Annotated in this window: 26 protein-coding genes and 1 riboswitch; of the genes, 5 read left to right on the top strand and 21 right to left on the bottom strand. The window is 42.6% G+C overall.

Annotated features, from left to right (window positions below; all coding sequences use genetic code 11):
* Positions 1-140: 140 nt before the first annotated feature.
* The 19 genes from ACVC7S_RS05020 to uvrA form a co-directional block, all read right to left on the bottom strand.
* Positions 141-767 (bottom strand): uridine kinase family protein, encoded by a 627-nt coding sequence (locus ACVC7S_RS05020; RefSeq protein WP_447266409.1) that lies wholly within the window; start codon positions 765-767, stop codon positions 141-143.
* Complete coding sequence (gene nrdG, locus ACVC7S_RS05015; RefSeq protein WP_447266408.1) at positions 764-1,360, bottom strand: anaerobic ribonucleoside-triphosphate reductase activating protein; 597 nt, start codon at positions 1,358-1,360, stop codon at positions 764-766. Before nrdG ends, ACVC7S_RS05020 begins: the two co-directional genes overlap by 4 nt.
* 4 nt (positions 1,361-1,364) lie before the next feature.
* Positions 1,365-1,865, bottom strand: coding sequence for a GNAT family N-acetyltransferase (locus ACVC7S_RS05010; protein WP_447266407.1), 501 nt, complete (start codon positions 1,863-1,865; stop codon positions 1,365-1,367).
* A gap of 43 nt (positions 1,866-1,908) precedes the next feature.
* Positions 1,909-2,049 (bottom strand): hypothetical protein, encoded by a 141-nt coding sequence (locus ACVC7S_RS05005; protein ID WP_000521629.1) that lies wholly within the window; start codon positions 2,047-2,049, stop codon positions 1,909-1,911.
* Positions 2,050-2,060: 11 nt separating this feature from the next.
* The gene (nrdD, locus tag ACVC7S_RS05000; RefSeq protein WP_447266406.1) at positions 2,061-4,268 is read right to left on the bottom strand and encodes an anaerobic ribonucleoside-triphosphate reductase; all 2,208 of its coding nucleotides are present in this window, start codon (positions 4,266-4,268) and stop codon (positions 2,061-2,063) included.
* 126 nt (positions 4,269-4,394) lie between these two features.
* The gene (locus tag ACVC7S_RS04995; RefSeq protein WP_447266405.1) at positions 4,395-5,909 is read right to left on the bottom strand and encodes a damage-inducible protein CinA; all 1,515 of its coding nucleotides are present in this window, start codon (positions 5,907-5,909) and stop codon (positions 4,395-4,397) included.
* 35 nt (positions 5,910-5,944) lie between these two features.
* On the bottom strand, positions 5,945-6,088 hold the full coding sequence (locus tag ACVC7S_RS04990) for a hypothetical protein (protein WP_185758128.1): 144 nt from the start codon (positions 6,086-6,088) through the stop codon (positions 5,945-5,947).
* Positions 6,089-6,162: 74 nt separating this feature from the next.
* Positions 6,163-7,695 (bottom strand): cardiolipin synthase, encoded by a 1,533-nt coding sequence (gene cls, locus ACVC7S_RS04985; RefSeq protein ID WP_447266404.1) that lies wholly within the window; start codon positions 7,693-7,695, stop codon positions 6,163-6,165.
* A 282-nt stretch (positions 7,696-7,977) separates the two neighbouring features.
* On the bottom strand, positions 7,978-9,129 hold the full coding sequence (locus ACVC7S_RS04980; RefSeq protein WP_447266403.1) for an iron-containing alcohol dehydrogenase: 1,152 nt from the start codon (positions 9,127-9,129) through the stop codon (positions 7,978-7,980).
* Positions 9,130-9,314: 185 nt separating this feature from the next.
* Entirely contained in the window at positions 9,315-9,770 is a 456-nt protein-coding gene (locus ACVC7S_RS04975) for an SP_0198 family lipoprotein (RefSeq protein ID WP_447266402.1), read from the bottom strand.
* Between the two features lie 90 nt (positions 9,771-9,860).
* Entirely contained in the window at positions 9,861-11,111 is a 1,251-nt protein-coding gene (locus ACVC7S_RS04970) for a bifunctional folylpolyglutamate synthase/dihydrofolate synthase (protein ID WP_447266401.1), read from the bottom strand.
* A gap of 408 nt (positions 11,112-11,519) precedes the next feature.
* Positions 11,520-11,825 carry a DUF1292 domain-containing protein gene (locus tag ACVC7S_RS04965; protein ID WP_000017622.1) on the bottom strand — a complete coding sequence of 102 codons (306 nt, stop codon included), beginning with the start codon at positions 11,823-11,825 and terminating at the stop codon, positions 11,520-11,522.
* A gap of 15 nt (positions 11,826-11,840) precedes the next feature.
* On the bottom strand, positions 11,841-12,260 hold the full coding sequence (gene ruvX, locus ACVC7S_RS04960; protein ID WP_096408483.1) for a Holliday junction resolvase RuvX: 420 nt from the start codon (positions 12,258-12,260) through the stop codon (positions 11,841-11,843).
* A gap of 3 nt (positions 12,261-12,263) precedes the next feature.
* Positions 12,264-12,530: an IreB family regulatory phosphoprotein gene (locus ACVC7S_RS04955; protein ID WP_000507059.1), complete on the bottom strand. Its 267-nt coding sequence runs from the start codon at positions 12,528-12,530 to the stop codon at positions 12,264-12,266.
* A gap of 87 nt (positions 12,531-12,617) precedes the next feature.
* Positions 12,618-13,187, bottom strand: a complete 570-nt coding sequence (locus ACVC7S_RS04950; RefSeq protein ID WP_033630419.1) for an SP0191 family lipoprotein — start codon at positions 13,185-13,187, stop codon at positions 12,618-12,620.
* Positions 13,188-13,253: 66 nt separating this feature from the next.
* Positions 13,254-13,652: a transcriptional regulator Spx gene (gene spx, locus ACVC7S_RS04945; RefSeq protein WP_153224568.1), complete on the bottom strand. Its 399-nt coding sequence runs from the start codon at positions 13,650-13,652 to the stop codon at positions 13,254-13,256.
* Positions 13,653-13,786: 134 nt separating this feature from the next.
* Positions 13,787-16,447: a magnesium-translocating P-type ATPase gene (mgtA, locus tag ACVC7S_RS04940; protein WP_447266400.1), complete on the bottom strand. Its 2,661-nt coding sequence runs from the start codon at positions 16,445-16,447 to the stop codon at positions 13,787-13,789.
* A 195-nt stretch (positions 16,448-16,642) separates the two neighbouring features.
* A riboswitch (M-box (ykoK) riboswitch) is annotated at positions 16,643-16,794 on the bottom strand.
* Positions 16,795-16,849: 55 nt separating this feature from the next.
* Positions 16,850-17,911 carry a M24 family metallopeptidase gene (locus ACVC7S_RS04935; protein ID WP_125457135.1) on the bottom strand — a complete coding sequence of 354 codons (1,062 nt, stop codon included), beginning with the start codon at positions 17,909-17,911 and terminating at the stop codon, positions 16,850-16,852.
* Positions 17,904-20,735 carry an excinuclease ABC subunit UvrA gene (gene uvrA / locus ACVC7S_RS04930; protein ID WP_447266399.1) on the bottom strand — a complete coding sequence of 944 codons (2,832 nt, stop codon included), beginning with the start codon at positions 20,733-20,735 and terminating at the stop codon, positions 17,904-17,906. Before uvrA ends, ACVC7S_RS04935 begins: the two co-directional genes overlap by 8 nt.
* Before the next feature lie 136 nt (positions 20,736-20,871).
* On the opposite strand from uvrA, the gene ACVC7S_RS04925 reads away from it, so the two are divergent.
* The 5 genes from ACVC7S_RS04925 (at position 20,872) to ACVC7S_RS04905 (ending at position 24,585) form a co-directional block, all read left to right on the top strand.
* Positions 20,872-21,816, top strand: a complete 945-nt coding sequence (locus ACVC7S_RS04925) for a magnesium transporter CorA family protein (protein ID WP_000815616.1) — start codon at positions 20,872-20,874, stop codon at positions 21,814-21,816.
* 11 nt (positions 21,817-21,827) lie between these two features.
* Positions 21,828-22,505, top strand: a complete 678-nt coding sequence (locus ACVC7S_RS04920) for a DUF1129 domain-containing protein (RefSeq protein ID WP_000077994.1) — start codon at positions 21,828-21,830, stop codon at positions 22,503-22,505.
* A gap of 15 nt (positions 22,506-22,520) precedes the next feature.
* Complete coding sequence (locus ACVC7S_RS04915; RefSeq protein ID WP_000331825.1) at positions 22,521-22,868, top strand: TfoX/Sxy family protein; 348 nt, start codon at positions 22,521-22,523, stop codon at positions 22,866-22,868.
* A gap of 313 nt (positions 22,869-23,181) precedes the next feature.
* A complete protein-coding gene (locus ACVC7S_RS04910) occupies positions 23,182-24,216 on the top strand; it encodes a S66 family peptidase (protein ID WP_447266398.1) in 1,035 nt (344 codons plus the stop codon).
* A gap of 105 nt (positions 24,217-24,321) precedes the next feature.
* The gene (locus tag ACVC7S_RS04905) at positions 24,322-24,585 is read left to right on the top strand and encodes a SemiSWEET family transporter (protein WP_000166112.1); all 264 of its coding nucleotides are present in this window, start codon (positions 24,322-24,324) and stop codon (positions 24,583-24,585) included.
* An 82-nt stretch (positions 24,586-24,667) separates the two neighbouring features.
* Here the strand turns inward: ACVC7S_RS04905 and ACVC7S_RS04900 are convergent, their stop codons facing one another.
* Together ACVC7S_RS04900 and ruvA are read right to left on the bottom strand one after the other, a co-directional pair.
* Positions 24,668-25,231, bottom strand: coding sequence for a DNA-3-methyladenine glycosylase I (locus ACVC7S_RS04900; RefSeq protein WP_447266397.1), 564 nt, complete (start codon positions 25,229-25,231; stop codon positions 24,668-24,670).
* A gap of 10 nt (positions 25,232-25,241) precedes the next feature.
* Positions 25,242-25,835, bottom strand: coding sequence for a Holliday junction branch migration protein RuvA (gene ruvA / locus ACVC7S_RS04895; RefSeq protein WP_042767653.1), 594 nt, complete (start codon positions 25,833-25,835; stop codon positions 25,242-25,244).
* Positions 25,836-25,846 lie beyond the last annotated feature (11 nt).

Genomic DNA, 25,846 nt, shown 5'->3' with positions numbered 1-25,846 from the left:
GCACCATAATAGAATAACACAAAGCCCCTGCGATTGCAAGGGATTTGTTAGGTTTTTTTCGTTTTTTTAGGATGAAACTGTTTTCCTAGTTCATCTTCCTATGACTACTGATTTACGACCTTAAAATTTAGTCTTTTCTTCTATATAATATGAGTCATTTTGATCTTGAATTTATCTTCCGATTGATCCACTAAGATATCTGCTTTAGACTCGGTTTCTCTGTAGTATTGCAGATACTGCTCCCGTCTCATTTGATGGCTAGCTAGTATAAAGGAAGCATCGCGATTTCTCATAGTCGTATCTCGAGCTAGGCGCCGCTTTAATTCGGTCTCCTCATCCGTGTAGAAACAGACAGTTTTGTCAAAGAGTTCCTTGGGTAGAAAGCCCACAGACATCCCTTCAACAATCAGAATCGGTTTGGCTCCAGATAAGATCTCGCTAGCCTTCCAAGGTTCATCAATCGTCAAGATATCCATACCTGCCTGCAAGGCGAGAATATCTCTCTGCAAACTTGCCAGTTCATGCGCCACTGGGAGACAAGCTGTCACTTTTTGATCTGGAAGTTCTTTTGGCACCACTAAATGACGGTTTGAGGTAATGTAGGGATCTGTTTCTAGTAGATTTACCTTTTCAGAATCTAGGGCTTGGAACAATTCTTTAGCAAAGGTAGACTTTCCTGATGCACCGTGACCGTAAATCCCCAGTGTTTTGACTTTCCCCGTTTCGATCTCTGAAACCAGTTTGTCTACTAACTCTTTTTTCTTCATTCTCTCTTCACCTGTTCATAGCTTTCTTTTCCATCATTAAGCTTGTCCCAAATCACTATTTTCCCACTTTTGAGAGATTTTTGCACATCAATAATCCGTTGATTAGAGGAACCTCGGAACTGGAGCATGAGATTGCGCTTGCTTTTGTCATAACGACCATCGACAAGGATGTCAATCAACGACAAGAGTTCCAGTTTGTCTGGAGTCTCCAACATCATTTCTTCCCAAGTATAACCTGTCCAGGACCAGATGTCTTTATCTGGTAATTCCTTCCGAATGCGTTTTACGAGAGGCAAGAGAATGCCCGTATTGAGGAATGGCTCTCCTCCTAGCAGGGTCAATCCTTGAACATAGGGTTGGGCAAGGTCTTCCATGATTTGTTCTTCTAATTCTGCCGTATAGGGAATGCCTGCGTTGAAAGACCAAGTCGCAGCATTATAGCACCCCTCGCAGTGAAACATACAGCCTGATACATAGAGAGAGTTGCGCACACCTTCTCCATCGACAAAGTTAAAGGCCTTGTAATCAATAATCCGCCCTTTACTGAGTTCTTCACTTTTCCATTCACCTGGTTTTGGTGTATTCCATGTCATCCTTTTACTCCAAATCTATCCAGTAACGTTCTACACCATTGCGAACATCCTCAAACACCCCACCATTAGCTAAGATAACAGCTCGGCTTGCTGGATTTTCTGTGCTACAAGTCACTAAAGCTCGTTTAATATTCTTTCCCTTAGCAACTTGTAGACCTTGTCGGAGGGATTCTTTGGCATAACCCTTACCTCTTTCAGATGGACGAATGGAGTAGCCAATATGGCCCCCATTTTCTAGTAAGTAGTCATTTAATCGGAGACGAAGGTTGAGAAAGCCAAGAGCCTGGCCTGCTACGTCAAAACTAACCAGCTGGATAGCAGGAACCCAGTTTTCAGGAATATTGAGTCCCGCTTCCGCTTGAAGATTTTCTTCTAGCCACTCTTCATAAACAAAATTGTTGGCGTTCCAAAACCCACCATCGTGGGGTGATTGAGTCTGTTCAAACTCTGCCATCATCTCTAAAACTGTTTCTTTATCTGCCAATGTTGGTCTGCGTAGTATCATTTTTACCTCCAATTAAGAGAAAAGTGAGAGGCAACTCTCACTTTTATTTTTTCTTGTTCTTGTTTAAAAACTGTTCTCTGAGGTTGAGCAAGCGTTCTTTTTTTCCTACTCCACCTTTCGAATGTTTTTCATGATAACGGGTTACTTGAGCACGTCCCTTATCATCTAATTGGTATTTCCCCATTGCGTTTCCTTCTAATTTATTACTTCATGTCCTGCCGTTTTAATGGTTGAGCCATTCATATGTTTGACCCGCGCAGCGATTTCCTTGTGACGTCCGTTAACCATTGGACGCGCTTGAGGATTTCCCAGATACCCACACGTACGTTTGACCACATCTACCGTTTTAGGGTCGCTATTGCCACAGTTGGGACAAGCAAATCCTCGCTCAGTGGGTTCAAAATCCCCTTCAAAATCACACTTGTAGCAACGATCAATCGGAGTATTGGTTCCTAGATAGCCGACACGGTCATAGGCATAGTCCCAGACAGCTTCCAGGGCCTTAGGATTTTGTTGAAGAACTGGATACTCACAATAGTGGATAAAGCCACCTGACGCACCTGCTTCTGGATAAACTTTTTCAAAATCCAGTTTTTCAAACGGTGTTGGATTTTTACGGACATCATAGTGGAAAGAGTTGGTGTAGTATTCCTTGTCTGTAATATCAGGAATAGAGCCGAACTTCTCTGTATCCAAGCGACAGAAGCGGTCTGTCAAGCTTTCAGACGGTGTTGAGTAGATAGAGAAATGGTAATCATATTGATCTGACCACTCTTCTACACGTCGTTTCATATCACGAATGATGTCAAGCGTGAATTCCTTGGCTTCTGGATTGCTTTCCCAGCTATTGCCAAAGAAGACCGTCGCCACTTCATACAAACCGATATAGCCTAGAGAAATGGTCGCACGGCGATTCTTGAAGAGTTGGTCTACACTTTCTTCTTTTCCGAGACGGCGGCCGAAGGCACCATACTGATAGAGGATAGGGGCATTTGCTGGTGTTGCTTCCTTGGTTCGTTCGACACGATAAACCAGAGCATCCTCCGCAATGTTCATTCGCTCGTTGAAGATTTCCCAGAACTTGTTCAAGTCACCTTCAGACTCGAGAGCGATACGAGGCAGATTGACTGTCACAACACCTAGATTCATACGGCCTGAATTGACCTCGACACCATTCTCATCCTTCCATCCTTGGAGGAAAGAACGGCAGCCCATAGGAACCTTGAAGGAGCCTGTCAGCTCGATAATCTTATCATAGGACAAGACATCTGGGTACATCCGCTTGGTTGCACACTCAAGAGCCAACTGTTTGATGTCGTAGTTAGGTGAACCTTCCTCTAAGTTGAGTCCTCTTTTCAACGTAAAGATGAGTTTAGGGAAGATGGCTGTTCGATGTTCTGAACCAAGACCCTTGATACGAATGGTCAAGATAGCTTTTTGAATTTCACGCTCAAAACGATTGGTTCCCAGACCAAAACCTAGCGAAGTAAAAGGTGTTTGGCCATTTGAAGTGAAGAGAGTGTTGATTTCATACTCGAGAGATTGCATGGCATCGTAGATGTCCTTTTGCGTTTTCTTCCAAGCGTAATCTTCCCGTTTATCAGGCAGGACCCACTCTTCCGCATCCTTAAGGTGTTTTTGATAATTCTTCTCTGCATAAGGAGCCAAGACTTCATCGATACGGTCAGCTGAACAGCCCCCGTACTGGCTAGAAGCAACGTTGGCGATGATTTGTGAAATTTGAGCTGTCGCAGTCTGGATAGACTTGGGACTTTCTACCTCCGCATTGCCAATCTTAAAACCATTTTCCAACATGCCTTTAAAATCAATCAAACAGCAGTTGGTCATCGGTGTGTAGGGACTGTAGTCCAAGTCATGATAGTGGATATCCCCTTTTTGGTGAGCATTGGCTACGTGCTTAGGAAGCATTTGCAGTCCGATTGATTTTCCAACAATCCCTGCTGTCAAATCACGCTGGGTATTAAAGACATCGCTGTCTTTATTGGCATTTTCATTGACAACTGCCTGATCTTTATTGAGCAGCTTATGGATACTAAAGTTGATATCTGTCGCTTTTGAGCGCTCAAAATCCCTTTGTGTCCGATAAGTGATATACTCCTCAGCTAGCGCATATTCTTTGGCTTCAAGGAGTTCATGTTCTACGACATTTTGAATTTCGTAAATCTTGACACCTTGAGGGAAGCGACTGTGAATTTCAGTGACGATTCTTTCAACCAGACCGTTTAGACGTTTTTCTACTAGAGGCGTAAGGTCCATAACTTTTTCTGCCGCCTTGTGGAGAGCCTTGTCAATCTTGTCTACATCAAACACTACACGTCTACCATCTCGTTTTTCAACGAACAAGGTGGGAACGGTTGCAAGCTTTTCTTCTAATACAATCATATCCATGCTCTTTTCTAAAATATTGTTGAATTGTTTATATTCAGTATTATACCACTCTAAAAATAAAAATCAATATCTTGTGTCAAAAATCCTAAAATTTTTAAAATTCCACAAGATATTGATTTTTTATTTAGATTTATAAAGCTTGAATTCACTAGTATCTGTCTGAACAAGCTCATATTTTTCGCTGAGCCAACTCTCCACATCCGACCACAAGGTAACTTTTTGATTGACCATAATCATCTTTGGTTGATTTTCTTTTAGATCATTCATCAGTTTGGTTTTATTTTCGTCGCTTGCGGTATAGAGTGTTGGGGTCACTAGAGAAGTCGGCGCCAAGCGTTCACTTGCACGATAGAAATCTGGACGATCATCCCAAGCATAGACTCGATCCTCAGAACTCGTTTGCTGTTTGACCAGGCTAGCAAGACGTTCTCTCTCCTGATAAGTCGCCGGATGTGAAAGGTAGCGACTCAGGATAGGAAGTGCAATAAGGTAGGCAAGGGCAAGCAGTGGTAGATAGAAATTCCCTTTAATAAAAGAGGCTTTTTCCTCACGTCTTCTACGACGACTCCCTCCCTCCGAAACATCTTCCTTGATCCCTGTCAGAAGGAGCAAGACCAAGAAAGGAAGGAGAATAACGAGACGAGTACCGTTGACAGGTTCATTTGAGAGAATCAAGATTCCCAAAGAAACCAACAAGCCCAAGCTAGCAGCAATTGATAAGGCATATTGCTTGGCTGGTTTTGACTGGAATAAACCAGTAAAGAGCAAACCAAGGGAACCTAGCCCCACAGCAAGCAAGCCATAGAAAGCCGCATTTTCAAGTAAATGCGAATTTGAGAAAATGCTAAGAGCATTTACCGGATACAAGGTCTGGCTAATAGCATCCCCAAAACTTCCTGTCCACACTGTATAGTAACCCAAAGGATAGAATAAGAGTGAAAACCCTAAGGCTGACGCAAAGAACTGATATAACCCGTGAACAAAGCGGCCTTTGCCTAGATTAAAGCCAATGATACCCAGAGCTAGTACAGCCGCAAACAAGGTTATAGGAAGCGGTGCAAGGAAGAAAGCGAGAGCAAGGCTCATCCCTACTCTTACAAATCCTTTGTCGTCATTTGGATAAGCCAAATAGTTCGTAACAATGCTCAATGAATAAAATAGGAAAGGCAAGGCTAGCAAGAGAGCATAGCCACCACCAAAAGCAAGTCCTGCCACTAACAAATAGAACACAAATACCAGCTTCTTGGCTTCTTCTGCTTGACCAGTAAGAGCATCTGCAGATTTAAAAAGGAAAACACCTGCTCCAAACAAGGCCAACCACTCAACCAAAGCAAGCAGAATACTTCCTAGGGAAAGATAGGTTAGCAAGTAATAGAGCAATCCATTCGTTCCAAAGTAATCTGTATACATTTGACCATTTTGATGCAAGGCCCAACCGGTATAAAGATCCTGAGTTTGTTGCGGACTGACTAAACCAAAAATAAAAGGCAGGACAACCGAAATGGCTGTGGCCACTAAACTCCAAAGCATGATACTAAAAAAGGGAATGGGAGCTCCTTCTCTCTTTTCTGGCGCTGACCAGTCTTGGTAATGAGATCCTTCTTGTTTCTCATCTATTTTCCCGTATACGTTCATTCAATTTCTCCTCTAAGTTTATCTGTTTTAGTATATCAAAATCTTACAGGAATGTCAGCTTGGGATTGATATTTGCTGAATTTCTTATCCAATATCGCAAAGCGTTCGATTTCACGAAAACGGTGAAACCTACTAATTCTAAACTCTTTAATAAAATCTTCATCTTCTAGATTGAGCATGTTTTTCTCCTTTACCTATCTATTCGTAAGAAGAAAAAATAAGATCCAGCCTTGGGCTAGATCTCGATGGATAGTTAGAGCATGGGTGCAAACAACTGGACAATTTCCTTAATGAGGCTTTGGTACCAGCTTGTTTTGATTGTGTGGGGATAGATTTCTTGAGAAACCTTAAAAATCTCTTCGAAGTCCCTCTCAATATCGATGATAGATTGCGTTCTATAAAGCAAGACGGCATTTTCATAGTGGTGAAGCAAGCTACGATAGTCAAAATTGATGGTTCCCACAGTAGCTGCCTCTCCATCGACAAGCATTTGCTTGCTATGAAGGAATCCCGGACTGTACTCATAAATACGAACTCCAGCAGACAACAAGTCAGGATAGGCTCCGCGAGTAACCAATTGGATGACCTTCTTATCTGGGATACAAGGCGTCACAATTCGCACATCCACCCCTCTCAGAGCTGCATTTTTGATACTTTCTGTGAGATCATAGTCCGCAATCAGATAGGGTGTCGTGATATAAACGTAGTCTGTAGCTTGATTGATAAGATTTTGATAGACCGTTTTCCCAACCTGAGATCGGTAAATAGGTTTAGGGCCACTACTATAGGGAATACAGAGCCCCATCCCGTCTCTAGGTTGATTTTCAAGATGGTATTGGTCAAAGTCACTAATCTCTCCACGATTGATATACCAGGTGGATAAAAAGAGTCTAGTAAAAGCCTTTACTGCTGGACCATCCAACCGAATACCACTATCCTTCCAGTAACCAAAGCGTTCGATATGATTGATATACTCGTCTGCTAGATTGGCACCACCTGTATAGGCAATCTGCCCATCGATAATCATGATTTTACGGTGGTCACGGTTGTTATAGGCAACGGTCAAGCGCGGAATCACCTTGTTAAATTTATGGGCTTCAATCCCTCGACTACGAAGCTGGATGGTGTAATCCCCAGGTAAGGTTGCCATGCATCCAATATCGTCATAGAGAAGCTTAACTTCTACTCCTTGAGCAGCCTTTTCTTCCAAAATCTCTAAAATGCTGTTCCACATCAAACCTTCTTCGATGATATAGTATTCGAGAAAGATAAACTTCTCCGCTTTCCTGAGATCCTCTAGCATCTGATGCCACATACTTTCACCAGAGGCAAAAAATTGTGTATCCGTTCGATCATAGACATCGGCATTCGTGTCCATGCTGAGGAGAGATTTGATAACTCCGTAAGCCGACTTGTCCTGCTCCTTTAACTCCAAACGGAGAGCTCTGCTATTGTCCTCCCGGTCAACCATTGATTGGAGCTGTTTCAATTGCTTGATCTCTTTTTTAGATAGATGGCGTTCTCCAAACATGATATAGAGCAAGGGACCAAATACTGGAACAAAGGCTACTAAGAGCCATGTTACCTTGCTCTCAGGATTCATAGAACGATTAACAATCGATACAATGGTCGCCATACTCATCAAAATAACTAGGATAATCCAGAGAATCGGAGCCATCCGACCTAGATAGAGAAATAAACCAAAGATGATAAACAACTCTGCCAACATGATGGTAATACTAAAACCATACTTAGACATGAGTAGCTGCATTTTTCTAGCTGTCATACATCCCCTTCCTTTTCTAACATTCTCCTAACTGCTTGATAAACTAATGTCTCTACTAGTATACCTCAGTTCAGGGGTAGATGGCAACCTTTTGCCTTTTTCTATGCAAACTATTCCAAGAGCTGCAAGATTCTTAAACTACTCATTCACTATATGACGTGCTATCCCTTTTTATATTTTTAACTAGGGTATTAAGAGGCTTAAAAAGAACTACCATAATGATAGTTCTTTCCAATATTATTTATATTTTCGGGAATACGTCGCTTCCTCTTAAGTTAATCACTAGAAGAGTTCTTTATAAAGAGCAATGGTCTCTTCTAAAGTTGGCATGAATGGATTGCCTGGCGCACAAGCATCGATCAAAGCATTTTTAGAAAGATAGTCAAAGTCAAAGTCTTTTTCTTGGATACCAAGTTCAGTGAGTTTCTTCGGAATTCCTACCGTTTCAGACAACTTTTCAATCTCAGCGATAGCATAGGCTGCACATTCTTGGTCGGTTTTCCCTTCAATATGGAGTCCCAAAGCTTTGGCTACATTGCGGAAAGCTTCTGGCACCCGTTTGGCATTTTCACGTTCTACAACTGGGAGAAGCAGGGCACAGCAGACACCATGTGGTAAGTTATACACTGCACCGAGTTGGTGAGCCATTGAGTGAACGTAGCCCAAACCAGCGTTGTTAAAACTCATACCGCCAAGGAAGATCGCATTAACCATCGCCTCACGCGCTTCGATATCTTGGCCATTAGCCACAGCACGAGGAAGATACTCCTTGATGAGTTCAATCGTTCCGATAGAGAGTTTCTTGGTCACATCATAAGCACCCGGTGTTACCAAGGCTTCAACAGCGTGGGTAAGAGCATCCATACCTGTTGCTGCTGTGAGCGCTTGCGGTTTTGATACCATAAGTTCTGGATCATTGACAGAGATCAAGGCAAGGCTGTTCTTATCTACCATTACCATCTTGACCTTGCGTTCTTCGTCAGTAATCACATAGTTGATGGTGATTTCTGCTGAAGTTCCTGCAGTTGTATTGATCGCAACTACTGGCAATCCTTTTTTAGCAGACTTGTGGAGGCCTTCGTAGTCCTGTGGTTTGCCACCATTTGTAGCGATGATAGAGACACAACTAGCCGCATCCTGAGGAGAGCCTCCCCCAAGACTGATAATGAAGTCACAACCATGCTCTTTCAAAGCAGTAACTCCGTCTGTGACGTTCTTGCAAGTCGGATTTGGCTCCACATCGCTAAAGATCACATATTCAATCCCTTCAGCATCTAATGGTTTTAGGACCTTAGGTAAAATATCACTTCCCTCGATGAACTTGTCTGTCACCAAAAGAGCCTTTTTATACCCCAGTTCCTTGATATACGGACCTACTTCATTTACTACACCTTTACCAATAAGGTTAACTGCCGGAACGTAAAATGTAGCCATATGCTTTTCCTCCTGCGCCTTTGCGCTATTTGACTATTTACCTTAAGTATATGACCTTATCCTTCATTTTACAAACATTTGTAAGCGCTTTAAGTAAAATAACGGTAAAGAACCACTGGTCACGTTTTTAAACAAAAAAGCTCCAAAAAGATGGATTTCATCTCATTGGAACTTTTACTGAATGATTATTGCTTAGTTAATACCACTCGGTCAGATGGCTCTCGGTCCATATCATCGATAATCAATTGATTACCATTAACCGTGTAAATTTTGACATCATCACCGATAATGACACGTTGATTTTCTGGTTCAAAGCTAACTTGCTTGATTTCCTTATCTCCATCTGGCTCGACCTCAGTCCATGTACCAGTTTTACCTGTTACAACAAGAGTAATCTGGTCATTCTCATCTTTTCCAGTATAGGTACCATCGATATTCGTAGGTTGAGCTACAGTAGTGTCCTGACTTGAGGACGCCTGTGGTTGGCTAGCACTTGTAGTAGCACTAGAAGATGACTCTTGTTGAGTAGATGATTGTTGAGCAGATTGCTGGGTAGGTACTTGTGTCTTAGTTCCACAAGCTGCTAAAAGACTAAGAATTGCTAGGGAAGCAATAGAAAGTGTGAATGTTTTCGTTTTCATAGCGATTTCCTTTCTTTTGTGCCAATGTTTTGCTGGATCAGTTTCCAGATGTACCTCCTACCTCAAGTATAACAACTTAAGCCTAGAAGGTCAACTAATCCCATCGCTTCCTAGCAAACTCGCTCGGACTTCTGAGATAAAGTAGAGCGAGCCCGTCACAAAAAGCAGGTCCTGATTGTTGGCCTTTTCTTCAAATTCTCTGATAAAATCGCCATAGGAAGAAATCAAATCGTAACCCGCCACATCCTTCTCATCCAAAGAACCTTGATAGTCAAAGCCCGTTACCTTAAGTTCCACCTGAGGCAACTGCTCAGATAGGTAGCCCAACATCCCTTGGTAATCCTTGCGTTTAAGGGCACCAAAAAGGATACGAACTTGATAGCCTTGTTGGATTTTCTCTTGGAGAAACTCAACCAAACGGGTCAAGGCTGGAAGGTTGTGTGCCCCATCTAGATAGATTTGCGGACGAATCCGCTCCAATCTACCTGCCCAATAGGTCTCTTGCAAGGCCTGTCTCACAAGCTCTTCTTCGACTTTTTCCTCTCTTGACTCCATAAAAAGTAGAAAGCTTTGTAAAGCCAAGGCGGCATTTTCCTGCTGATAAACACCTTCCAAACTGATTTCAAGCTGGGAAAATCTTGCTAGGCTACTTGAAAAATCCCCAGCATTAAAGGAGAAGTCTTGCCCAGCTTGATAAAGGTCTACAGCTAACTCTCTTGCTCTTTTTTGACAGACAAGCTCAGCTTCTGGAGCAAGATTGGCAATGACTGCCTTCTTTCCAGTCTTGAAGATACCAGCTTTCTGCTCTGCTATTTCCTCCAGACTGTCACCCAAGGTCTCCTGATGATCTAGGCCAATGGAAGTAACAACTGCAATCTCTCCAGTTACCACATTAGTCGTGTCTAGTAAGCCACCAATCCCCACTTCTAGCAAAACCAAATCTACTTCTTGTTCCCTAAAATAGAGGAAAGCAATCAAGGTCAGCAACTCAAAAAAGGACAGCTGGTCATGTGTTTCCAAAAGAGTTTTTTCCATCTCCTTAACTTGCTCCGCCAAACGGATAAAATCTGCATCAGCTATTGCTTGCCCATTGATACAGATTCGATCATGGATGCTGATGATATGGGGAGAGGTAAAGGTGCCAACGTTTTTTCCATGAACTACAAACAACTCCCTCATAAAGGCAATAGTTGACCCCTTACCGTTAGTTCCTGTTACATGGATAATGGGATAAGCCTTCTCAGGATTCCCTAGCAAATCCACTGCTCGCTGCATTCTTCCAAGTCCAGATCTAAAGTTTAAACCAATCCGACTATGGAGCCATTCTTCTACTTCAAACATACATCTCCTTAACAACAATCCAATCAACTATCGCACCAAAGTATTACTGCAAATAAAAAGCGAGGCCGCGACAACAATCCCGACCTCTTACCTGGTTAGCTAATCACTAGCTACTATGAATTTCAACGTGAGCTAAAAACGTCCACTGGATGTTCCAACTCTTCTAATTTTCAGGAGTTGGGCTAAAAACGTTCCCCGAACGTTCCTGCTTTTTCTTATTTCTAGAAGCAGGGCTGATACAGTCTCCCAGACTTACCAGTTCTCTCTTATTTAAAGGAACTGGGCTAAAAACATCCACTGGATATTCCAACTCTTCCAATTTTTAGGAGTTGGGCTGATACAGTCTCCCAGACTTACCAGTTCTCTCTTATTTAAAGGAACTGGGCTAAAAATGTCCCCCGGACATTTTTACTCCTCCATAAAGCTGTTGAAGACTTCTTCAATCATGTTCCATTCGTCTTCTGAGTCTTCTGGAATTGGTTGCAATTCGCCTTCTGTTCCATCTTCATTTTCAGTGAATGAGTAGGCTTGGATTTCAACTTGCCCGTCTTCGTCTTCTTCTGCGTTAACTGGTACAAGCAGAACATAGTTCTTACCAAATTCTTCTTTTCCATCAATGGTCAAAAGGATTTCAAATAAAGTTTCATTTCCTTGTTCATCAACAAGTGTAATCAATTCACGTTCTTCGTGATCGTGGTTGTGATCGTGTGACATAGTTTCTCCTCTGTCTTAAAATTTTCTATCTAAATAATTTTGCAAAATCAGCTGAGCAGCCAACTTATCAATAACTTTCTTGCGTTTGTTACGGCTGATATCTGCTTGTTCAATCAGCATACGTTCCGCAGCGACAGTCGTCAAACGCTCATCTTGATAGTCTACTGGCAAACCAAAAAGTTCCTCTAATTTTGCTCCGTAGGCTTGACTGGCTTCTACCCGCGGTCCACTGGTATTGTTCATGTTTTTGGGCAGACCCACTACAAAGCGCTCCACCTTATAGCTGTCAATCAATTCCTTGATCCGGTCAAAACCAAACTGGCCCTGATCCTCATTAATCTGGATGATTTCAAGTCCTTGAGCAGTGAAGCCTAGGGGATCGCTAATGGCAACACCCACTGTTTTTGAACCGACGTCCAATCCCATAATTCTCATAGATTATAGATCGACTCCTTGTCCTTTAAGGTAGTAGCGTACCAATTCTTCAACAATTTCATCACGCTCATACTTACGGATTTGATTTCGTGCATTGTTATAACGAGGAACGTAGGCAGGGTCACCACTCAATACATAACCGACGATCTGGTTAATCGGATTGTAGCCCTTGTCGTTCAAAGAAGCATAGACGTCTGTCAACGTTTCGCTAATTTCTTTCTTATTGGAATCATCCAATTTAAACCGTACAGTTTCTTCAGTAAATCCCATTCTAACACCCTCTTTCCTTAGAATATTACTATTATAGCATATTTCCTTACGTTCTACAAATAAATCAGTTTGTTTATTTGGATTTTCTTACTGTTCTACCGCCCCATTTGCCACTCTGTCAGCAATATACTGGCTAGGTTCGTTTTTTAAGAGATTTTCAAGACCGATATTTTTTAAATATTCTAGCTGAGTTGCCTTTTTGACATCCAAAACTTGAAAATCATAAGTCGTTGTGGTCTGGATTTCTGTCTCGCTGAGTAGCTTGGTTTCCAGTGTAAATCCTGCCAGTTTGCGTACCTCTTGGATAGTCTCATCCTTTTCTTCTGCTTCTAAAAGCGCTTTTTGCGTTTCCTCTAGGCCATTTTCAGAGATAAAGGTCTTGAGTTCATCCCCGACAGGTCGTTTTTGCTGGATGGTCAAGGTCAAAAATTGATTGCCTTTATAAGTAATCGTTTGAGTCTGTTGCGTCCCATTTTCTGACTTCGGCATCAACAAGGTCTTGGTGACAACCGTATTCTTTTCGGCATTGTCCAAAACGGGAAGGTTTGATTGGAGAGGTTCAGATGCTGTTGTGGAAGCAGCAGGAGTTTCCTTTTTTTGCCCACATCCCGCAAGCAAAAAGAGGAGAGCAAAACTAGCAATTAGTAACTTTTTCATAATTCCTCACATGATTTTAAAACAAAAGAGCAAACAAGGCCAGGAGTCACTCCCAGCCTTGATGTTTTATAGAGCTGCACGTAGACGTGCTTCTGCATTTTCTACATTACGGACAGAGCGTGGCAAGAAGGCACGGATATCATCTTCTTTATAGCCGACTTGCAGGCGCTTCTCGTCAACGAGAATCGGACTCTTTAAGATCCGTGGTGTTTCCATGATTAACTTGAGCACTTCATTGACACTCAAATCTTCAATGTCAACTCCAAGTGCTTTAGCGTAGCGGTTTTTCGATGAAACGATACTGGCAATTCCATTATCGGTTTTCGTGAGAATGTCTAATAACTCTTCTCTCGTAATTCCTTCTTTACCAAGATTTTGTTCTTTATAACTTAACTGGTGGGCATTGAGCCAGGTTTTCGCTTTTTTACAGCTAGTACAACTTGAGACTGTATAAATTTTGATCATGTACCTACCCCTTTCGCTACATGTTACTATCAGTTTAGTCTATTATACCATAAAAAGCATCCGACTTGCGACCTATTTTTAAAAAAATTTAACTTTTTTCGCGATTTTCGTACTTTTTTCTTGACAAATTTAATTTATAACCAACTTTTAAATTTTTTGATATACAATCGTTTCACAACTGTAACACTTATCATATAGAGGACGATAATCAAAAGCAAAAAGAGGAAATAAATTGGTTCCAAAGGGGTTAAATGAAGCAGGCTAGCAATTGAAGAGTAGGGAAGGAAGGTCACAAAACTAGCTGCTAGCAAGGTTGTTCCAAGAACAAACCATGATGGACGGCTTTGTAAGAAAGGAAGTTTTGCTGAACGAAGCATATGAATCACCATGGTTTGGGACCACATGGATTCAATGAACCAACCTGTCTGGAACAAGATGATAAAGCCCGTTGCAGACTCTGCTCCGTGGACATAGGCTTGACCTATCGCCATTGGGACAATGACAAAATAGAGCAAGATAAAGGTCAAAATATCAAAGATAGAAGAAATCGGACCCATCCAAATCATAAAGCGAGTAATAGACTTGGCTTCCCACTTATGAGGATGCTTCAAAAAGTCTTCATCCACATTATCAAATGGCAAGGCAATGCAAGAAAGATCGTAGACTAGGTTTAAGACAATCAAGTGAATCGGAGCCATTGGCAGGAAAGGTAAAAAGATACCAGACACTAACAGAGAAAAAATGTTCCCGAAATTAGAGCTGACCGTCATCTTGATATATTTGGTCATATTAGCGTAGACCTTACGCCCTTCAACCAACCCTTTTTCAAGCACCATCAAATCCTTATCTAGCAAAATGACATCAGCCGTTTCTTTGGCAATATCTACTGCTGTATCAACAGAAATCCCCACATCTGCCACTTTCATAGAAGGGGCATCATTGATCCCATCTCCCATATAGCCGACACAATGTCCATTCGATTTGATTTGTAAAATGATTCGTGCTTTTTGATCCGGAGAGAGTTTGGCAAAGACAGTCACCATCTGAACTGCTTGGGCCAACTCTTCATCCGACATGGCTTCAATATCAGAACCCAACAAGATTTGATCAACATCTAAACCAACTTTTTCGCATACTGCTTGGGTTACCTTCTCATTGTCCCCCGTCAAGATCTTTGTTTGAACACCGTGTTCTAACAAAGCTTGGATAGCAGGTGCTGCTGATGGTTTTGGTGGATCTAGAAAGGCAAGATATCCTGTTAGAATCATCTCTTTTTCATCTTCAACGGAGTAAGCAAAACCTTCTTTTAGGCCTGTTTTATAGGCGACTCCCAAGACTCGCAAGCCCTGTTGATTGAGTTGGTCCACTTCTTTTAAGATTTCCACTCGGATATCATCCGTCAAAGGACTAATTTGACCTTGATATTCCACATGGGTTGAAATCGCAAGCATTTCCTCTAGGGCACCCTTGGTTACCAAACTAACAACTTCGTTCTCATCCTTGACGATGACACTCATCCGTCTGCGTTCAAAATCAAAGGGCAATTCATCTATTTTTTGGAAGCTAGTATCCAAATTTTGTAGAATAGGGTGTTCTTTAGCTTCTTTTTCAGTTCTACTGATAATGGCACGGTCCATCAAGTTTTTCAAACCGGTTTGAAAATAGGAATTGAGGTAGGCCCGTCTCAACACAGACAAATCCAAATCTCCATGTATATCCAAAGGATATTCAAGGACAATTTCATCTTGGGTAAGGGTTCCAGTTTTATCCGTACATAGGATATCAATAGCACCTAGGTCCTGTATGGCATTGAGTTTTTTGATAACCACTTTTTCCTTGGCCATGATAATAGAGCCTTTTGCTAGACTGGCCGTGATGATCATAGGAAGCATCTCAGGTGTCAATCCAACACCAACACTCAGTGCAAACACACCTGCTTCCAGCCAGTCGCCATCTGTCAAGCCATTGGAGAGAAACACGATGGGAACCATGACCAACATCAAACGGATCAAGAGCCAAGAGATGCTGTTCATCTCCCGTTCAAATGAAGTAGGTTCGTCATAGGTATTGAGAGTCTGCTCGATCTCTCCCATCATGGTGTCATCACCGACCGCTAGAATCAAAGCCTTGGCACTTCCTGATATCACATTGGTTCCCATAAAAGCGAGCGCTTCTGCTTCTAGCAGACTATCAAAGTTTGATTGACTCATTTTTGACAAGGCTAGTTTTTCAACCGAGTCACTTTCACCTGTCAAACCAGACTGTTGGACAAAGAAATCACGTGATTCAATTAAAAGGAGGTCTGCTGGAATCATATCCCCAGCACTTAATTTGACTATATCTCCAACGACCAAATCTTCAATTGCGACCTCTAAACTCTGGCCTTCGCGAATAACTGTGGCTGTGTTCACAATCATTTTGGATAGATTGGTCGCAGCCTTGTCACTCCGCAATTCTTGAACAAAGCGTATGCCACCAGAGATTAGAACGAGAACGACGATGATGATAGAGGTCGTCGGATCTTCTTGCCCAGGCTTCGCCAACCAGACATTGGTCACCATGGAAATCATAGCGATGACAAGAAGGATGATTGTAAATGGATTGATAATGGATTCGTAAATCTTTTTGAGGATACTGTCTTCTTGACCCTTGGTGATGGTGTTTTCGCCATATAGGTCACGGTTTTTCTCCACCTGCTCCTCAGTCAAGCCTGTTAGACTTGTCTTATAAAAAGATAGAGTTTCGTTTAAAGGTGTGTGAATAGCTGTTGCTAATCTTTCTTTTATAGTTTTCATTGGTTTCTCCTATCTGTATGAATGATGTGTTTCATACACAGAGACCAATCACTTTATAAGGGCAGAACGACACAAATCAGCGATTGGCTGTGTATGTGCGGTTCTGGATGATCGTCAATTTGCATCGTTTGTCTCCTTTCCTTGTTCTAAAACAGTAGAAAATCCCACCATAAAATGGCAGGATTAAAAAACTAATTATCTGTTTTTTCGTTCAAGCTTTAACTCCATAGGGCAATGAAATGAGCTTAGTCTTGGCCTTCGCGACCAGGACTGTTGACCAACGAGTAGTGTCTCCACTGCTTTGCGGTAGTCATCCGTATCCCTATGGTAGCCTCACCTACCGTTTTCGTTTATCAGTATAAACCTTTAAAATATAAAAGTCAATGATTTATCTTAATTTTCTTAAATAACAATTAATTCCTTCGGCGCTAGAGTCAACAATTCGCAACCGTTATCTGTAATTAAGATATCATCTTCAATACGAACGCCGTATTTACCTTCAATATAAATACCCGGTTCATCAGTCAAGACCATACCAGATTTAATGACTTCTTTGGAAGTTTGGCTAAAGTAGGGTTCTTCGTGGATATCCAGTCCGATACCGTGTCCAATACCGTGAGTAAAGTAATCACCGTAGCCTGCCTCGATGATAATATCACGAGGAATTTTGTCAAAGTCACGGAAACCTAATCCTGCCTTAGCTTGGTCAATCAAGGCTTGGTTGGCTTTTAGAACCGTATTGTAAATCTCTGCCTGCTCGTCACTGACATGACCGAGGTAGATGGTCCGTGTCATATCACTGACATAGTGGTCGTAGAGACAGCCAAAGTCCATGGTAATGGCTTCTCCTGCTTCAACCGGTTTGTGCATTGGATGAGCATGGGGCTTAGAAGAGTTGATGCCACTTGCTAGGATTGTGTCAAAAGACAAGCCCGCCGCTCCTAACTCACGCATGCGGAAATCAAGGAAGTTAGCAATTTCGATCTCAGTTTTTCCAGGTTTGATAAAGTCAAGTGCATCACGAAAAGCTTGGTCTGAGATGGAACATGCCTTACGAATAGTCGCAATCTCTTTCTCATCCTTAATCATACGGAGCGCTTCTACAAATTGAGTCTGTGGAAGCAAGTCAATTCCTGCAAAAGCAGCCTGCATACGGTGGTAATAAGAGACCGAAATCTCGTCTTCAAAACCGACGCGAGACAAGCCCATATCCTTAACAATGCCTGCAATGACAGCCAATTCATCACGGTCAGCCACAATCTCAAAACCTGTTACTTCTTGCTTAGCTGCAATGATATAGCGAGAGTCTGTCACCAAGACCTGACGGTCACGGCTGATGAAGACTGTCCCGTTTGAGCCCCAAAAACCAGTCAAGTAGTAAACATTTTTAAGGTTATTGATAATGATGCCATCTAGTTCTTTTTCTTGCATTTTAGCTAGAAATGCTTGTACACGTTTATTCATGATGTAACTTTCCTTTCAAATAGTGTCCTGTGTAGCTGGCTTCGTTGGCCGCTACTTCTTCTGGGGTTCCTGTTGCGATGATGGTTCCACCACCGACACCGCCTTCAGGACCCAAATCGATGATATGGTCTGCTGTCTTGATAACATCTAGATTGTGCTCGATGACGAGGACTGTATTGCCATCGTCGACAAAGCGAGCCAAGACTTTAAGCAAGCGAGCGATGTCCTCAGTATGAAGCCCTGTCGTTGGCTCATCCAGAATGTAGAAGGATTTTCCTGTCGAGCGTTTGTGGAGTTCACTAGCCAACTTCATACGCTGAGCTTCTCCTCCAGAAAGGGTGGTAGCCGGTTGCCCTAGCGTTACATAGCCCAGTCCCACATCCTTGATGGTCTGAAGTTTGCGTTGAATCTTAGGAATGTGTTGGAAGAATTCCACCGCATCGTTGACGGTCATGTCCAAGACCTGCGAGATATTCTTTTCCTTATAGTGGACTTCTAGGGTTTCACTGTTGTAGCGAGTCCCGTGGCAGACTTCACAAGCCACGTAAACATCTGGCAAGAAGTGCATCTCGATCTTGATAATCCCGTCACCTGAGCAGGCTTCGCAACGACCGCCCTTGACGTTGAAACTGAAACGGCCCTTCTTGTAGCCTCGAATCTTAGCTTCGTTTGTCTGGGCAAAAAGGTCACGTATATCGTCAAAAACTCCCGTATAGGTAGCCGGGTTAGACCTTGGCGTTCGTCCGATTGGACTCTGGTCAATATCAATCAAGCGGTCTACATGCTCAATCCCTGTAATCGTCTTAAACTTACCAGGTTTGTCTGAATTACGGTTGAGCTTCTGGGCAATGGCTTTTTTGAGGATGCTGTTGATTAAGGTCGATTTCCCTGAACCTGATACCCCCGTCACTGCGATGAATTTTCCTAATGGGAAACGAGCAGTGATATTTTGCAAGTTATTCTCACGCGCCCCTGTCACCTCGATAAAGCGACCATTTCCTACACGGCGCTCTTCTGGTACCGGAATGGCACGTTTACCTGATAGATATTGACCTGTGATGGACTTACTGTTGCGAGCTACCTGCTTGGGTGTTCCTGCAGCGACGATTTCCCCACCAAAAACACCGGCACCAGGGCCAACGTCAATCAAATAATCTGCCTCTCGCATAGTATCTTCGTCGTGTTCCACCACGATAAGAGTATTGCCCAAGTCACGCATTTTTTTCAAACTTGCAATCAAGCGGTCATTATCCCTCTGGTGAAGACCAATGGACGGCTCATCCAGGATATAAAGGACACCTGATAGGTTGGACCCAATCTGGGTTGCCAAGCGAATACGCTGACTCTCCCCACCTGAAAGGGTTCCTGCCGAACGTGACAGCGTCAGATAGTTAAGACCTACGTTATTAAGGAAGGTCAAGCGATCCTTGATTTCTTTGAGAATGGGACGAGCAATGATGGCTTCATTTTCAGACAAGGTCAGCTGGCTCACCAACTCCAAGTGATCTGCGATAGACAAGTCTGAGATTTCTCCGATATGTGGCCCTTGCTCACCACCCACACGAACAGACAAGGCCTGATCATTGAGACGGTAGCCGTGGCAAGTTCCGCAGGTTAGCTCATTCATGTAGAGGCGCATCTGGGTGCGCGTGTAATCACTGTTAGTTTCATGGTAACGGCGCTTGATATTATTGACAACTCCCTCAAAAGGAATGTCAATATCGCGCACACCGCCAAATTCATTTTCATAGTGGAAATGGAATTCCTTTCCATCTGAACCGTAAAGAATCAAGTTCTTATCTTCTTCTGACAAGTCCTCAAAGGGCTTATCCATATCCACTCCAAAGGCTGTCATGGCCTGCTCTAGCATGTTGGGATAGTAGTTAGATGAGATAGGATTCCAAGGCGCAAGTGCTCCCTCACGTAAGGTTTTGCTGGCATCTGGTACTACCAAATCAGTATCCACCTCCAGCTTGATTCCCAAACCATCACACTCACTACAAGAACCAAAAGGCGCATTGAAGGAGAAGAGACGTGGCTCCAACTCGGGAACAGTAAAGCCACAAACTGGACAGGCATAGTGCTCAGAGAAGAGCAACTCAGAGTCGTCCATGGTGTCAATAATCACATAGCCTTCTGCGATACGAAGGGCAGCCTCAATGGAATCAAAGAGACGGCTACGAATGCCCTCCTTGATGACAATACGGTCGACCACAACATCGATATTGTGTTGCTTGCTCTTAGACAGCTCTGGAACTTCGGTCACATCATAGACTTCCCCATCCACTCGGACACGGACATAGCCATCTTTCTGAATCTTTTCAATGACACTCTTGTGTTGCCCTTTTTTCTTACGTATGACAGGAGCTAAAATTTGCAGACGTTGGCGTTCTGGCAATTCCAAGACCTTATCCACGATTTGCTCTACAGAAGAAGCCTTAATAGCCCCGTGCCCGTTGATACAGTAAGGCGTCCCCACACGTGCGTAGAGGAGACGCAGATAATCATTAATTTCAGTCGTCGTTCCCACGGTCGATCGTGGATTTTTACTAGTGGTCTTTTGGTCGATGGAAATAGCAGGGCTGAGACCATCAATAGCATCTACATCTGGTTTTTCCATATTGCCCAAGAACTGGCGAGCATAGGCTGATAGACTCTCTACATAGCGACGTTGGCCCTCAGCATAGAGGGTATCAAAAGCTAGACTGGATTTTCCAGATCCTGACAAACCAGTCACAACAACCAGCTTGTCTCGCGGAATCTCCACATCAATATTTTTTAAGTTATGGGCACGCGCCCCATGAATCACAATTTTATCTTGCATCTTTGTTCTTTCTAGTCCATTATTGCTTTCCATTATACCAAAAAATGTGAAATTCTATTACCCAAAAAGCTGTTTTTGTAGTATAATAGTACGGTGCAAAAAATGAATCACTGAATAGTAGGAAAGGATAGGGGATATGAAACAAGTTTTTCTCTCAACAACAACTGAATTTAAAGAGATCGACACGCTTGAACCGGGTACTTGGATCAACCTCGTCAATCCTACACAAAATGAATCGTTGGAAATCGCTAACGCCTTTGACATTGATATTGCCGACCTTCGAGCACCACTCGATGCGGAAGAAATGTCCCGTATTACCATCGAAGATGAGTACACTTTGATCATCGTGGACGTTCCCATCACAGAGGAAAGAAACAATCGCACCTACTACGTTACGATTCCGCTAGGGATTATCATCACCGAGGAGACCATTATCACTACCTGCTTGGAGCCCCTCCCTGTTCTTGATGTCTTTATCAACCGTAGACTGCGCAATTTCTACACTTTCATGCGTTCACGTTTTATCTTCCAGATTCTCTATCGCAACGCTGAACTTTACCTGACAGCCCTTCGTTCGATTGATCGTAAGAGTGACCAGATCGAAAGTCAACTTCACAAATCCACTCGAAACGAAGAACTGATCGAACTCATGGAATTGGAAAAGACCATCGTCTATTTCAAGGCCTCACTTAAGACGAACGAGCGCGTGATTAAGAAATTGACCAGTGCAACCAGCAATATCAAAAAATACTTAGAGGACGAAGACCTACTCGAAGACACCCTGATTGAAACCCAACAGGCCATCGAGATGGCAGATATCTATGGAAATGTCCTTCACTCTATGACAGAGACCTTTGCCTCTATCATTTCCAATAACCAGAACAACATCATGAAGACCCTGGCTCTCGTGACCATCGTTATGTCTGTCCCAACCATGATCTTCTCAGCCTACGGGATGAACTTTAAGGATAATGAAATCCCTTTGAACGGTGAGCCTCATGCCTTCTGGTTAATCGTCTTTATCGCCTTTGCTATGAGTGTTTCGCTCACTCTCTATCTCATCCATAAAAAATGGTTCTAAGAGGAATCCCTATGTCTCAGATTGATTTACAAAAATTAACTAAGAAAAACCAAGAGTTTATCCACATCGCTACCCAACAATTTATCAAAGATGGTAAAACAGACGCTGAAATCAAGGCTGTTTTTGAAGAAGTCATTCCTAAAATCCTTGAAGAGCAAGCCAAAGGAACGACTGCACGTTCCCTCTACGGGGCTCCAACCCACTGGGCTCATAGCTTCACTGTCAAGGAGCAATACGAAAAAGAGCATCCAAAAGAAAATGACGATCCAAAACTCATGATTATGGACTCAGCCCTTTTTATCACCAGTCTCTTTGCATTGGTTAGCGCTCTGACTACCTTCTTCTCTACAGATCAGGCTATTGGCTATGGGTTGATTACCCTCTTGTTGGTTGGACTTGTAGGAGGACTTGCCTTCTACTTGATGTACTACTTTGTCTACCAGTACTATGGACCAGACACAGACCGTAGCCAACGTCCTCCATTCTGGAAATCAATCCTCGTTATCCTGGCTTCTATGGTTCTTTGGTTGGTTGTCTTCTTTGCAACAAGCTTCCTACCAGCCAACCTCAATCCAGTCCTTGCTCCATTGCCTTTGGCTATCCTAGGAGCTGCCCTTCTCGCTCTTCGCTTCTATCTCAAGAAACGTTTCAATATCCGAAGTGCAAGCGCGGGCCCATCACGTTATTAAGAAAAGTGAAAAGCTATGGCATATAGTCAATCTTTAGCTCAGCAGATTCGAAAAATTCTAGCACTCAAACTTCCTCCCCAAATTTTCGAAGAAGAGTTAGAAGAAAAGAAACTGTTTGGTGGTCTTGCCTTTATGATTCGTGGGAAAATGGTCCTTACAGTCAGTTCCAGAAAGGACGAGCTGGTTATGGTGAGAATTGGCAAAGAAATGGAGAAGCAAGTTCTACCCCGAACAGGAGCTCATACTACATTGATGAGAGGGCGACCTTATCATGGCTATATAGACCTAGATATCGAAGGTCAAAAAGAACTTCCTTACTGGATTGATTTAGCCCTCTCCTATAATCAAGAGTTGACCAAGTAACTCATATCTAGCGAGATTAGAAAAACGAAAAGCAACTGCACAGGCGGTTGCTTTTTCACTTGCTTTCTTGAGATCCAATAGCACTTCTGAGTCTGATTCTTATAGTTTTCTCTCATCTTTTGTGATAGAATAGGCTCATACTCAATCAAAATCAAAGAGCAAACTAGGAAGCTAGCCGCAGGTTGCTCAAAGCACTGCTTTGAGGTTGTAGATAGAACTGACGAAGTCAGTAACATAGACACGGCAAGGCAAAGCTGACGTGGTTTGAATTTGATTTTCGAAGAGTATCAATCTATTTCTAGGAGGATGAGATATGGTTTCTACTATTGGTATTGTTAGTTTGTCTAGTGGTGTTATCGGAGAGGATTTTGTCAAACACGAAGTCGACTTAGGTGTCCAACGTCTCAAGAATTTGGGACTCAATCCTATCTTTTTGCCTCATTCGCAAAAAGGATTAGACTTTATCAAGGATCATCCTGAGGCACGTGCAGAAGATTTGATGCTGGCCTTTTCTGATGATAGCATCGACATGATCCTCTGCGCCATCGGTGGGGATGATACCTATCGCTTGCTACCTTATCTTTTTGAAAACGACCAGCTTCAAAAGGTTATCAAGCCAAAGATTTTTCTTGGCTTCTCAGATACCACTATGAACCACCTTATGTTGCACAAACTAGGGGTCAAGACTTTTTATGGGCAATCCTTTTTAGCAGACATTTGTGAATTAGACAATGAGATGTTGCCCTATAGCTTTCACTACTTTAAAGAATTGATCAAGACAGGAAGAATCTCAGAAATCCGCCCTAGTGACGTTTGGTATGAGGAACGGATTGACTTTAGTCCCAAGGCCCTGGGAACAGCTCGTATCAGTCATACAAATACTGGTTTTGACTTGTTGCAAGGAAATGCTCAGTTTGAGGGAGAAATTCTCGGTGGTTGTCTTGAGTCTCTCTATGATATTTTTGACAACTCTCTACACGCAGATAGCACCGACCTCTGCCAAAAATACAAACTTTTCCCTGACTTGTCAGACTGGGAAGGAAAGATTCTCTTACTAGAAACAAGCGAAGAAAAGCCTGAGCCGGAAAACTTCAAACAGATGGTGCAGACTTTGAAAGAAACTGGAGTATTTGAGGTAATCAGTGGACTCTTGGTCGGAAAGCCAATGGATGAAGCCTTCTATGACGACTATAAGGAAGCACTATTGGATATCATTGATAACAATATCCCGATTGTCTATAATCTAAATGTCGGCCACGCAACGCCAAGAGCCATTGTTCCCTTTGGCGTTCACGCCTATGTAGATGCACAGGAGCAAGTCATTCGCTTTGACGATAACAAAAAATAAACAATTTCTCCATTTTTGTGCTTTGGTATTGATTTTCGTTACAATTTGTGTCTGAATTTATTGCATTTTGCTTATTTCTATGATATCTTTTTAAAGGAGGTGTATATGACTAAACAAAAAATAAATCAAATTGTCGGTTCAATCGGGGCCTTTATCGGGATTATTGTATTTATCGCCTACATCCCACAAATTTTTGCCAATTTACAAGGCAACAAAGCTCAACCATTCCAGCCTTTATCCGCAGCAGTATCTTGTTTAATTTGGGTTATTTACGGATGGACAAAAGAGCCTAAGAAGGATTGGATACTAATTATTCCAAACTCAGCTGGCGTTGTCTTAGGTGGACTGACATTTCTTACTGCACTATAAAAGTTACTAGCATATAATCAAAAAGCTGAGATAATTTTCTCAGCTTTTTCTATTTTCTCAGATAGTTAGACGCTTGGACTCACTAATTTCCGTTTTTCCACTCGCAATCATTCTCGTGGTCATCAACCAGGCCTGCTGCTTGTAGAAAAGCTAAAACTGCGACTGGACCTGCGAATTTGAAACCACGTTTTTTGAGATCTTGAGATAACTTTTCAGACAAGGCTGTTTTAGCAGGCGCTAGGTGATAGTCAGGAACATCATTTACAATCGTTTTCCCCTCAACAAAGGACCATAGATAAGTGTCAAAAGAGCCAAAGGTTTTCTGAACTTGTAAAAATGCTTGGGCGTTGGCACGTGTCGCAAAGAGCTTGGCACGATTTCGGATGATGGCTGGATTCTCTAACAAGGCTTCCAACTCCCCATCTGTCATTTCCGCGACACGTTGAACTTGGTAGTTGTAAAAGACTTCTCGGAATCCTTGGCGTTTGTTTAGTACCGTTTCCCAAGATAGACCTGACTGGTAAGTTTCCAAACAAAGCAACTCAAAAAGAGAACGGTCATCATGAAGGGGTTGGCCCCACTCTTCATCATGATAGGCTACATATAAAGGGTTGTTCATTTTAACCCAACCACAGCGTTTTGTCATATATTTTCTCCTATTTCACCAACATCTTGAGGGCTGACTTGATGTAGTTTTCAGCTGTATCCGTTGTTCCTTCAAAGAATTTCTTGATTTTCTTGAGCTCTGTTGCCTTGTATCCCAGTGCCAGCATGGCTTCCATAGCTTCTTCCAGTTCTTGGTTTTCATTACTCGCTTGCACAGCGACTTTGGCAGGAAGGTCATCACTAGCCACGACTACCTTGCCTTCCAAGTCCAGCACCATCTGTTGGGCTGTTTTCTTGCCAATTTTGGGGAACTTGGTCAAGTAGGTGATGTTCTTAGTCTCGATGGCTTGAACCAAGCCAGCATTGTCATCAGCTGCGATGATAGCCAAAGCTGACACAGGACCAATCCCCGAAACCGAAATCAGACTAAGAAAGAGTTTTTTCTCATCTTCTGAGCGAAAGCCGTAAAGCAGATGGGCATCCTCACGGACAACTTGGTGCACATAAATCTGAGTTTCTTGATTCACCTGACCTGAATAGGCATAAGGATTGGCCACATGCAGGATATAGCCGATACCGTTAGCTTCTAGGACGATGTATTTAGCAGTGATTTTGGTAATGATTCCTTTTAGATATTCGTACATAATTTTCACTT

The organism is Streptococcus sp. Z556 (genome assembly GCF_053010225.1).
Note: the sequence above shows the minus strand (reverse complement) of the source record. Positions and strands in the feature narration are given on the sequence as shown.